Source organism: Dialister sp. UBA1703, from assembly GCA_002320515.1.
GTDB lineage: Bacteria > Bacillota > Negativicutes > Veillonellales > Dialisteraceae > Dialister.
In genome coordinates this window covers 10,747-22,250 of record DCJJ01000039.1, presented here as the reverse complement: position 1 = coordinate 22,250, position 11,504 = coordinate 10,747, and the positions used below count along the sequence as shown (strand labels likewise).

Annotated in this window: 10 protein-coding genes; 7 read left to right on the top strand and 3 right to left on the bottom strand. The window is 54.0% G+C overall.

What is annotated here, in order from left to right; all coding sequences use genetic code 11:
* Nucleotides 1–280: 280 nt before the first annotated feature.
* Complete coding sequence (locus B2Y11_RS01970; RefSeq protein WP_291055481.1) at nucleotides 281–1,660, bottom strand: DUF389 domain-containing protein; 1,380 nt, start codon at nucleotides 1,658–1,660, stop codon at nucleotides 281–283.
* 28 nt (nucleotides 1,661–1,688) lie between these two features.
* The gene (locus B2Y11_RS01965) at nucleotides 1,689–3,653 is read right to left on the bottom strand and encodes a BCCT family transporter (RefSeq protein WP_291055485.1); all 1,965 of its coding nucleotides are present in this window, start codon (nucleotides 3,651–3,653) and stop codon (nucleotides 1,689–1,691) included.
* 400 nt (nucleotides 3,654–4,053) lie between these two features.
* On the opposite strand from B2Y11_RS01965, the gene B2Y11_RS01960 reads away from it, so the two are divergent.
* The 7 genes from B2Y11_RS01960 (at nucleotide 4,054) to B2Y11_RS01930 (ending at nucleotide 11,221) form a co-directional block, all read left to right on the top strand.
* Nucleotides 4,054–6,051: a TRAP transporter permease gene (locus B2Y11_RS01960; protein WP_291055478.1), complete on the top strand. Its 1,998-nt coding sequence runs from the start codon at nucleotides 4,054–4,056 to the stop codon at nucleotides 6,049–6,051.
* Nucleotides 6,052–6,139: 88 nt separating this feature from the next.
* Nucleotides 6,140–7,147, top strand: a complete 1,008-nt coding sequence (locus B2Y11_RS01955) for a TAXI family TRAP transporter solute-binding subunit (RefSeq protein ID WP_288269254.1) — start codon at nucleotides 6,140–6,142, stop codon at nucleotides 7,145–7,147.
* Between the two features lie 206 nt (nucleotides 7,148–7,353).
* Complete coding sequence (locus tag B2Y11_RS01950; RefSeq protein WP_291055473.1) at nucleotides 7,354–7,797, top strand: cupin domain-containing protein; 444 nt, start codon at nucleotides 7,354–7,356, stop codon at nucleotides 7,795–7,797.
* 37 nt (nucleotides 7,798–7,834) lie between these two features.
* Nucleotides 7,835–8,833 carry a DUF362 domain-containing protein gene (locus tag B2Y11_RS01945; protein WP_291055470.1) on the top strand — a complete coding sequence of 333 codons (999 nt, stop codon included), beginning with the start codon at nucleotides 7,835–7,837 and terminating at the stop codon, nucleotides 8,831–8,833.
* A complete protein-coding gene (locus tag B2Y11_RS01940; RefSeq protein WP_291055466.1) occupies nucleotides 8,820–9,548 on the top strand; it encodes an HAD family hydrolase in 729 nt (242 codons plus the stop codon). Before B2Y11_RS01945 ends, B2Y11_RS01940 begins: the two co-directional genes overlap by 14 nt.
* 295 nt (nucleotides 9,549–9,843) lie before the next feature.
* Entirely contained in the window at nucleotides 9,844–10,413 is a 570-nt protein-coding gene (locus B2Y11_RS01935; RefSeq protein ID WP_288269258.1) for a manganese efflux pump MntP family protein, read from the top strand.
* 157 nt (nucleotides 10,414–10,570) lie between these two features.
* Nucleotides 10,571–11,221 carry a histidine phosphatase family protein gene (locus B2Y11_RS01930; RefSeq protein ID WP_291055462.1) on the top strand — a complete coding sequence of 217 codons (651 nt, stop codon included), beginning with the start codon at nucleotides 10,571–10,573 and terminating at the stop codon, nucleotides 11,219–11,221.
* Between the two features lie 66 nt (nucleotides 11,222–11,287).
* On the opposite strand, the gene B2Y11_RS01925 is transcribed toward B2Y11_RS01930, so the two are convergent.
* Nucleotides 11,288–11,504 (bottom strand): hypothetical protein (locus B2Y11_RS01925; protein WP_291055459.1); only part of this gene is annotated, 217 nt, incomplete at its 5' end.

Sequence of the window (11,504 nt, the reverse complement as noted above, 5' to 3'; positions counted from 1 at the left end):
GCACTTCCGAAACGCCGCCTTTCTTCTTATTCTTGAGTACAATTCCATTTCCTTCAATCGCTATTTAGGCTGGACGGCTGGCTCCATGATTGCCCACGACAAGATCCTCGGCACGATGATCACGAGCGCCGTCGGCGACTGGGCAGCCATTGCCATCTAGGCTGTCCTCGCCGCAGGCGTCATCCTCACCGGCTTCTGCATGAGCCGCCGCGCCAAGAGCCAGACGGCTTGAGCCTAGAGAAAAAACCTGCCCTCACCTTGATGGTGAAGGCAGGTTTTTTTATGGCCAGGCGATGCCGTTGCCGTAGAAGTCACTGGGATGATCTGCAGTCTGGACGGTCATGAGGACAGGCATATCGACCTGTGCGGCAATCCACTTCTGCAAGCGGTCGGCTTCTTCTGGGCGGAGCGGCTCTTTGACGATGACTTCGACCATGAAGCGCTTGTGGTCCACTTTGTTCTCTATTTTTGGCTGATCCTTCTGGGGCGTTACGGATGTCAATGTGCCGCCCTGGATGGACAGGACCTTGGGGAAGAGAAGGGGGGCCTGCTGGGTGAGGAGCTCGATGGTCTGCTGGTCTGCGCTCGCGCGCTTGTAGGCCGGGTAATACTGCGCGGAGAGGTTCTTGTAGGAGACTTCCTTTTCGGAAGTGCTCTGCTTCTCGAGCCGCGCATTGATGAGGTTCTGGACTTGCTCGCGGTCGAGTTCGCGCTGCCCCTGAATGACGACGAGCTCGAGGTCTTGGAGCCTGTTGCGCGCGTGCAGTTCGTCCTGAAGGGCATCAATCTCTTTCTCGGTCAGCAGTGTGCCCACGAGATCGACGGTGAGGACGTGGTCCTTTACGGTGTAGGAGACGACACTCGTCGTCTGGGAGTCCATGTCCTCGCTGATGAAGTTCTTAACCTGCATGTCGCGCAGATTCTCCTCGACCATCTGATAGGCGAGATAGATGCTCGGCGTCGTGATCAAGATGCCGAGAGCCGCCAGGATGATTCGCTGCCGCTGGAATTGTGAGGCTGCGACATCACCATGCGATGGGACGCCGAGGGCTTTGAAGACGAGGAAGGCTGCGAGTGCGATGAAGAAGGCATTGATGAAAAAGAGGTACATCGCGCCGAGGAAGAAGGGGTAATGGCCAGATGCCAGCCCGTATCCGGCTGTGCAGAGCGGAGGCATCAGAGCGGTAGCGATGGCTACGCCGGGGATGATATTGCTCTTTTCCTGACGCGTATTGCCGACGGCCCCTGCAATGCCGCCGCACAGGGCGACGATGACATCCCAGATGGTAGGCGAGGTGCGTGCCAGAAGCTCGTCCGTCGAGTAGGCCAGCGGCGAGATGGCGAAGTAGAGGGAGGCCGTCAGGATGGCGAATCCCACCTGGAAGGCGAGCTTGATGATGGACTGACGGATGAAGTGCACATCGTATGTGGCCATGCCGTACCCGATGGCCACGATCCCGCCCATGAGCGGGGAGATCAGCATGGCGCCGATGATGACGGCGACGCTGTTCATGTTCAGGCCGACACAGGCAATCATGATGGCCATGACGAGGACGATGAGATTCGTCCCCGATACCGTCGCATCCTCAAGGATGCGCTGGTTGATTTCCTGGATGGAGGCGGCGCCTCCCTTTAGATTGAATAGATCACGCCACATCATTTTCTCACATCACCTTTCAAAGGAGAGATTACGTCTCATCGTTCTTCTTGTCGAATAGGTACAGATTATGCTTGCTGTTGGCAATCATGCGGATATAGCGCTCGTACTGGCGCAGGCCATCGGTCAGCAGTTCCTCGCGGCGCATGTACTTGAGGCTGTAGCCGCGCCTGCCGTCGGCAAAGTAGCAGACCGGCTCGAAGTCATCTACCGTATCCATATTCGGGAGGAGGCTGGAGGAGACGGCCATCTTGGAGACGGCGTGTTCCTTGCAGCCGACACCGTAAAGGAAGTCGCGGAGACGGCCGCTCTCGACGATGAGTTCGCAGTACGGGAGCCCGTCTTCTTCACCGCTGCGGATCTGCGCCGCAATCCCGTTCTTCGCGAATTCCGCCTTCAGTTCCTCAAAGGCAGGCTCGGCGACATCGCGCAGGAAGGCACGCACATCCTCGAGTTTTCCCGTGGAGACGACTTTTTTCAGACGCGCCTGCCAGTGCTTGCCGTCCCAGTAGGCCGTGCTCTTGGAGAGATTCCGGCTGAAATACGAGTCATCTACCCAGAGGCCGCGTAGCAGGCAGAAGGCCATGACGACCATGATGAGGGAGAACGGCAGTGCCATGATGACTGTCATAGTCTGTAATGCTTCAAGCCCGCCGGAGTAGAGCAGGCCGATGGCCAGTATGGCGAGCATGCTTCCCCAGAGGATGCTCTGCCATTTCGGGAAGGTGCTCTTACCCTGTGAGGCGATGGAGTTGATGACGAATATGCCGGAATCAGCCGACGTGATGAAGAAGATCGCGATGATCAGGATGGCTGTCAGCGATGTGATGGCAGGAAGCGGCAGCTGGTTGAGGAACAGGAATAAGAGGCGGTCTGTTTCAGCAGCTGCCTGTGTCAGCATGCCTGCTGTCTGTGCATCCATCCAGATGGCTCCGTTGCCGAAGACGGTCATCCAGAGCAGGTTGAAGACAGTTGGGATCAGCAGGACACAGACGACGAATTCGCGGATCGTGTGCCCGCGGGAAATCTTGGCGATGAACAGGCCGACGAACGGTGCCCAGGAAATCCACCAGGCCCAGTACATGATGGTCCAGCTCGTGAACCACTCTTCCTTTGTACTCTCATAGGCAAAGGTGCGGAAGGACAGCTCTACGATGTGCGTCAAGTAGTAGCCGATGTTCTCGGTAAAGGCAGCCAGGATGTAGACGGTCGGCCCTGTCAGCAGCACGAAGAGCATGAGGGAGATGGCTAGGATCAGATTGCCCTGACTCAGGTAGCGGAGCCCTTTGCCGACGCCGGAGATAGAGGACAAGACGGCAGCTCCGATGGACAGCAGGATGATGAAGACAAGGCTCTGGAAGGATGCACCAGGCATCGCTCCGATTTCCCGGAGTCCGGCATGGAGCTGCATGGCACCGAAGCCGAGCGTGGTCGTCAGGCCAAAGATCGTAGCGCAGAGTGCCAGGATGTCGATGACCGTGCCCGGCGTGCTGTAGATCCGATGCTTGAGCAGGGGATAGAAGCCAGAGCGGACGGTCACCGGCAGACGGTAACGGAAGCCGAAATAAGCCAGAGAGAGGCCGATGATCCCGTAGATTGCCCAAGCGTGGATTCCCCAGTGGAACAGCGTGTTGAGCATGGCCTCCTTTGTCTGCACGACAGGCGAGGCCATGCTGTGAAGTGGCGCCGACAGATGCGAGATCGGCTCTGCCACGCCGAAATACATCAGGCCGATGCCCATGCCAGCAGAAAAAAGCATGTAGAGCCAGGAGAAGAATGAATACTCAGGCTCCTCGTCATCGTCGCCCAAGCGGATCTCACCGAGCTTGCCGAGGCAGAGCACGACGAGGAACAGGAAGAAGGCCACGCTGAGAATGTAGATCCAGCTGAAGGAGTTGAACAGTTCCTGCTTGAGGAAGGTCAGGACGGCCTTCGCGCCCTCAGGCACCATGATGCATCCCAGTGCAACTGATGCAATGATGATAAGACTCGGTATAACGATATTTTTCTATAAATTTGTCCGATACAATAAAAAGCCCCTTATAAAGAAATAGACGGAGCCTGTCGGTGAACAGACTCTGCCTTGTAATCTAATATTTTTTTCTATTATATTAGATTTACAGGTTAAATGCAAATTCCCACATCCATCGGGAAAGTGCTTTCCCTGCCGGCGGAAGCACTTTCCGGCTGCCCTGTTTCCCGTTCCCCAGTCCCCGTTCCCCATTCCCCGTTCCCCAGTCCTCGGTCCCCATTTCCCATACCATGTGCCTGCTTTTCCGGCGGCTCATCAGTCCTGGTGGCATAGGATTTCCTTTCGTGATATACTTTCATTAATTACTTTCGGAATAGGGGACACCCTTTAACGGAGGATAGAAGTTTGGGAGGAGTTTTGACAAATGAACAATGACAAAGCAGACGTCCGCCTGGAAGATGTGGAGGGGACGAAAGCGGAGCTGGACAGAAAAGCCCGGAAGATGCTGGAGGACAAGGATGCCGATTCCCGCATGAGGATTTACGACGGCCCTCTGGGAAAGGCGATTGTGGTTCTTTTATGCCTGTGGACGGCGTTCCAGCTGTATTTCACCACCATCGGCGCCATCAGCGCCATTAATCTACGGGCTATTCACTGTATTTTCCTTCTGGTATTTACCTTTCTTTTATTTCCTACCTATAAGAAGGAGAAGCGGCGGAGAAAGGTGCCGCCTCTGTGGGACTGGTTCTTTATCCTTGGTTCTGCCGGGTCTTTCCTGTACCTGATTTTCAACTATACCCGCATTGCCCAGACGGGAGGACGTATCAGCAGTCTGGAAATCGGCATTGCCCTGGTGGCCCTGGTGTGCGTCTTTGAGGCGGCCAGAAGGGCGTCGGGAAATCTGGCCATTCTGGCAGCCGTTTTCCTGGCTTATAACTGGTTCGGCGCCTACCTGCCGGGATACCTGGGACACAACGGTTTTACGCTGAAGCGTGTGCTCATTACCCAGTTCTGGGGCACCCAGGGTCTTCTGGGCACCGGTATCGGCGTGTCGGCTACCTATATTTTCCTTTTCGTCGTATTCGGCGCCTTTTTGAAATACAGCGGATTTTCCCATTTCATTAATGATTTTTCCCTCACCCTGGTGGGACGCACATCCGGCGGCCCTGCCAAGGTGGCGGTGATTGCTTCGGGCCTTATGGGCATGATCAATGGTTCTGCCATTGCCAATGTGGCTACCACCGGCACCATTACCATTCCTTTGATGAAGCGGACGGGGTATAAGAAGGAATTCGCCGGCGCCGTAGAAGCGGTGGCTTCCACCGGCGGTCAGTTTACGCCGCCTATTATGGGGGCCGTGGGCTTCGTAATGGCGGAATTCCTGAACCTTTCCTATACCTATGTGGCCCTGGCAGCGGTAACGCCGGCACTTCTCTACTATGTGGGCCTTCTTCTGGCCGTTCATTTTGAGGCCAAAAGGCTGGGGCTTTCGGGCATTGCCAAGGAAAATATCCCCAATGCCATGAAGGTCATCAAGGAGCAGGGCCATCTGGTGCTGCCTCTTATCAGTCTCATCGGCCTCATGTTTGCAGGCTTTACGCCTCTTTATGCAGCGGTGATTTCCATTTTCGTCACCATCGGGGCCAGCTGGCTTCGTAAGGATACCCGCATGACGCCGGACAAGATCCTGGCGGCGGTGGTGGAAGGGGCCAGAAGCGCCATTTCCGTAGGCGTATGCTGTGTCATTATCGGTGTGATTATCGGCACAGTAACCCTCACATCCCTGGGGCTTAACATGGGCTACCTTATCCTGTCCGTGGTGAACGGCGGAAGCATTTACCTGGCAGGCTTCCTGGTGATGATCATGTCCGCCATTCTGGGCATGGGCGTTCCCGGCGTGGCTGCCTATGTCATCGTGCAGGCAGTGGCGGTGCCGGTGCTTATCAAGGCAGGCGCCATGCCCCTCATTGCCCACCTGTTCTGCCTTATTTATGCCTGCCTGTCCAATATTACCCCGCCGGTGGCCATGTCTGCCTATGTGGCTTCCGGTATTGCGGATTCGGACCAGACGAAGACAGGCCTCTGGGCGGTACGGCTGGGACTGATCGGATTTATTATCCCCTTCTTTTTCCTGGATAACCCGGTGCTCCTCATCGGCGTTTCCAAGACAGCCACCCTCTTTGATACAGGCTGGGCTGTGTTTACTGCCCTGATAGGCACCTTTGCCCTGGTGGCAGGGCTGGAAGGGTGGATGCTCCGCCGCTGCAGCGCAGTGGAAAGGATCATCCTTATTGTTTCATCGCCTTTCCTGCTTCTCCCCGGTGTATTCACCGACGCCGCAGGGGCTGCAGGGATTGCAGCGGTCTGCATTTACCAGTGGATGAGAAGAAACCATAAGGATAAGGAAATCGAAAGGGTGTAGAAATTGCAGCCCTTCCATGTTTTATCGGGTGGGCTGTCATTTATAGAAAAAGAGTTTATAAAGGAAGAATTGCAGCAAGGGAGGAAACATGATGAAAAACTGGAAGAAAGTATTGGCAGTATCCATGGCGGCTATGGTGATGGCAGGCGCCTTTGCAGGCTGCGGAGATGATAAGAAGGCAGAAAGCAGCGCCAAGCCTGCAGCAGGGCAGACCTTGAAAATTAATTTCCCCACCGCCGGAGCCTCCGGCGCCCTCTATGCGGTAGGCGCAGCCATTACCAATATGTGGAGCAATAATGTACCCGGCGTACAGGCAGCCAGCCAGGCCTCTGCCGGCGGCATTGAAAACCTGAACATGGTATCCGACGGAGAAGCCCAGGTATCCATTGCCATTGCCAGCAACGTATACCAGTGCTATAAGGGACTGGACACCTTCAAGGATCATGCCTATCCGGACCTGAAGGTCATCGGCGGCCTCTACCTCAACCCTAACCAGGTAGTAGCCAGCGCCAACTCCGGCATTGAAAACATCCAGGACATTAAGGGCAAGCACTTTGCGGTTGCTTCCGCCGGCTCTTCTGTGTACAACGAAGCGGAAGCCCACCTCACCGCCGCAGGCATGAAGTTCCCCGATGATATTAAAGCGGAATACATTACTTTCGGCGACGCTGCTGATATGATCCAGAACGGCTCCATCGACGGTGCCTGGATTATGTCCGGCGCTCCCGCCTCTGCCGTCACCCAGGCCCTTACCAGCGGCGCCCACCTGGTACCTATTGACGATACCCTCATGGATACCCTGAAGGCCAAGTACCCCTGGTACACTAAGTATACCATTAAGGCAGGCACCTACCCCAACCAGGACAAGGACGTACAGACCTCTGCCATTAAGATGGTTATGTTCTGCCGCGGCGACCTGCCGGAAGACGTGGTTTACCAGCTCACCAAGACCCTCTGGGAACACATGGATGAAATGGGACAGTCCCAGAAGAACCTGAAAGGCCTTACCGCTGAAAATGCAGTAAAGGACATTGCAGGCGTACCTCTCCATCCGGGTGCTGAAAAGTACTACAAGGAAATCGGAGTGCTGAAATAGTCTGCAGCAAAAAACGCTTCCCCCCTGGGGAGGCGTTTTTGAGTTAGTGGACTAGTGGACTAGTGGACTAGTCCACCACTAGCTCACTAGTTCACCATCTCCCCCCTTGACTAAAGTCCACTTTCACTTTTTATAATAAGGATGATGGAAGCGGTATCCCCTTCCTTTCTCTTCTATGATAAAATAATGAGAGAACAGGAGGACATATGATACATCGATTTCATCAGGACAAAAACAGATGGGACGGCATTGAGCCCCACATTTACAAGGAAAATCCCGGCGTTTTCCGGGATGTGACCAAACAGGTTCTTTTTGATAACGAAGCGGATCTTCCGGTACAGTTCCGCTATTTCCAGGTGGAAAAGGGAGGCTTCTCTTCCTTTGAACATCATGAGCATATGCATGCAGTCATGATTTTCAAAGGGAAGGGCCATGCTCTTCTGGGAAAGCAGGTGGTGGAAGTCCATGAAGGGGATTTCATCACCATCGCTCCCTGGGAATGGCACCAGTTCAAGGCGGATATGGGAGACATTCTTGGATTCCTCTGCCTTGTGAACCATGACCGGGACATCCCCGTCTATCCCACAGAGGAGGATATTCGGGAAATCAGGAAGAATCCGGAGGTGGCACGCTTTCTGGACGAAAAGTAGGCTGAGCAGGTTTTTCCTTATGATGGAGGAAAATGAAATGGAAAAAGAGAAAAAAGCAGGTATTGGCGGAGACCATTACATTCCCTACGGGGAGAGGACAGGCAATGAGTCCATTGTCTATTTCACCCGTGATTTATCGGCGGCAGGACTTATCCGTATGTATGAAAAAATCAAAGAAAACTTCACCGGCAAAGTGGCGGTGAAGCTTCATACGGGAGAGCAGCATGGCCCCAATATCATTCCCCGGCCCTGGGTGAAGGAGCTCATGGAAAAGGAAATCCCCGGCGCCGCCATTGTGGAGACCAATACCTACTATGAAGGGGACCGGTATACCACGGAAGACCATAGAAAGACACTGGAAGTGAACGGCTGGACCTTCGCGCCGGTGGACATTATGGACGAGGAAGGGACTGTCATGCTTCCGGTGAAGGGGGGCAAGTGGTTCACGGAAATGTCCGTAGGCAGCCATCAGACCCATTATGACTCCATGCTGGTGCTTACCCATTTCAAAGGCCATGTGCAGGGCGGATTTGGCGGCTCCAATAAAAACATCGGCATCGGCTGCGCCGATGGACGTATCGGCAAAGCCATGATTCATACCTGGCCCGGCAAGGATCAGTGGTCCATTGCCAAGGAAGAATTCATGGAAAGAATGACCGAATCTTCCAAAGCGACTGTAGATTATTTTGGAAAACATATCGCCTTCATCAATGTGATGCGGAATATGTCCGTATCCTGCGACTGCGAAGGAGTGAACGCCATGCCTGTGGTGACGCCGAACGTGGGAATCCTGGCTTCCCTGGACATTCTGGCCATCGACCAGGCTTCGGTGGACATGGTATATGCCATGAAGGAAGAAGACCATCATGACCTGGTGGAACGGATGGAGTCCCGTCACGGCCTTCGACAGCTCACTTACATGAAGGAAATGGGTATGGGCAATGACCGCTATGTATTAATCGACGTGGACAATGGCGAAAAAAGGATTGACGCCAAGGAAGCGGTGGCAGGAGTGAAGCCCTTTGGAAAAGAATAAGAATCTCCTTCTTGGAGCCAAGGCTGTTATCTTTGACATGGACGGCACCCTCATCGACTCCATAGGCGTATGGAACCAGGTGGACCAGGCCCTCATGGAAGCCATGGGCGGACCGGCGGAGGATGAAATGGCGGTAGGGAGAAGGCGGGACAGCTTTCTGGCTGCCCATGGGGATGACGAGAACCCCTATCTCTCCTACTGCCTTGCCCTGGCCCGTTACTGCAGCTGCCGCTGGAGGGGTGAAGAAGTTTTCCGGAAGCGATATGAAATTTCCCGGGATTTCCTCATCCATAGGGTGGACTACAAGGACGGGGCGCCGGAGGTCATCAAAAGGCTCCACAGCCTGGGAAAGACCCTGGTCGTTGCCACCACCACCAAAAGGGCCAATATGGATATTTACCGCAGCCTGAATGATAATATCCGGAAGAAAGCGCCGCTGGACAGGTATTTCACTGCCATTTATACAAGGGAGGATGTATCTTCCATTAAGCCGTCGCCGGAGGTGCATGAAAAGCTGATGGCAGACCTGGGCCTTACAAAGGAAGACTGCTTCATTTTCGAAGACTCCCTGGCAGGGGTGGAGGCGGCCAAGGCCGCCGGTATCCCTGTGGGGGTTATCTATGACCGGTATTCTGAAGGAGACAGGGAAAAGCTCCGGGACATGGGAGATTTCCGGTATGACAGCTGGCAGGATGTGCTGGAAACACTTCCTTAACCGGCTAAATGAGAATTAGTTTCGATTTTACGAATAGGGGAAATCTATCGATAAAATCGTTGACAGAAGAAGTATGAAATGATATGATTCTCAATATGTGAGGGAGTAGCAGCCACCCTGTGGAGCAAGTCAACATACTGGCCTTTGGAAGCACTGATGACATGAACCTTTGGCATCAGCCCTTTCCGGCCTGGCTTTCCTTGAAATTGCGAGACTCACGTGCATGGTTTTTGCCTGCACGGAGTCTTTTTTTGTTGGCTTCGTGAGGATATTCGTGGATTGGGGAAGTGGAGTTATGGATTTTTTATTTCTTTTCAACAGTGTGCTTCTGGGAGCGGCTCTTGCCATGGACGCTTTTTCCGTGTCCCTGGCCAACGGCATTCATGAGCCCTTCATGAAAATGAGGAGGATCACCCTCATTGCAGGCACCTTCGGCTTCTTCCAGTTCCTTATGCCCCTGGCGGGCTGGATATGCGTCCACTGGATTCTGGATATTTTCAAAAGCCTGCTTCCCTATATTCCCTGGATGGCCCTTATCCTTCTCTGCACCCTGGGCATTCTGATGATTAAGGACGGCCTTTCCGGACAGGAAGAGGAAGTATGCCCGGAAACGGACTTCAAGTGCCTTCTCATCCAGGGCCTGGCTACTTCCATGGATGCCCTGTCCGTAGGCTTCACCATTGCCTCCTACGGCATGGCACAGGCGGCAGCCTCTTCCTTTATCATCGGCCTGGTGACCTTCTTCATCTGTTTTGCAGGCATCCTCCTGGGCCGCCGCTTCGGCATGAAATTGGCGGACAAAGCCACCATGGCAGGGGGATTCATCCTCATAGGCATCGGACTGGAAATCTTCCTGACGGCGTGAGAGGGGGGCTGAGGCTGAGTCAATGGCGGCGAAACATGGTATTCCCGAAAGCAGGAAGGGGGCGCGGCGAAGCCGCCACCTCCCTCTGAAACCTTTCTATGGTTTGCGAGTATCCAAAGGGAAAAACGTGGTATGATAGAACCAAAGGAGGCAGGCTATGACGACAGTATACATGGTACGGCATGGAGAAACGGACTGGAACGGGGCGCACCGCATGCAGGGGCGGAGTGACATCCCTTTGAACGAAAGGGGCAGGGAGCAGGCATCCTGTGCGGCAAAGGCGCTGGCAGACGTCCCCTTTGATGTGATTTACACCAGTCCCCTTTCGCGGGCAGAAAAGACGGCAGAAATCATAAGGGGAAAAAGGAATATCCCACTGATTGAGGAAAAGGGGTTTATGGAAATCGACCTGGGAAAGTGGGACGGCCATACGCCGGATGAAATGGATGCGCTCTATCCGGGACAGTATGATTTCTGGAGGAGCAGCCCGGGGGATGTGCATATTGACGGCGGGGAGACCTTCCGCCAGGTGCAGGAGCGGGCATGGAAGGCCTTTATGGCCATGGTTCATAGGGAAGAGGGGAAGACCGTCCTTCTGGTAAGCCATATGGGCTGCCTCAGTACCATCCTTTTCAAAATCGCCGGGTATCCCCTGAATGATTTATGGAAGCATCCCATTGGAAACTGCGCCCTGTGCCGTGTGGAAGCGGGGGCAGAGGGCTCTATGCACATTGCCGAATGGGGCAGGGATGATTATATTCCGGGCAGGCTGAAAATGAAGGTGCCCTTCGGCAGGGTGAAAGATTGATTACAGCAAGCAGGGGCTGTGAAAAAAATTACATTTTTTCACAGCCCCTTTTGTATATATAAATTTTCACAGAAATTGACCAAATGACAGTCTGCTTCCTGCCTCTACGTCATTTCGAGCGATGCTGCATGTGGCTATGGATGATAATGCTTTTTGTTCTATTGAGGCTCTGAGCCGAGAAATCTCCTGCCACCATGCTGCTTGTGACATTAGGGAAGCGCTGATTAAATCGTTATCGGATTTCATTCTTGAATTTTTATTCAATGCAAGGAATAAGTCGACG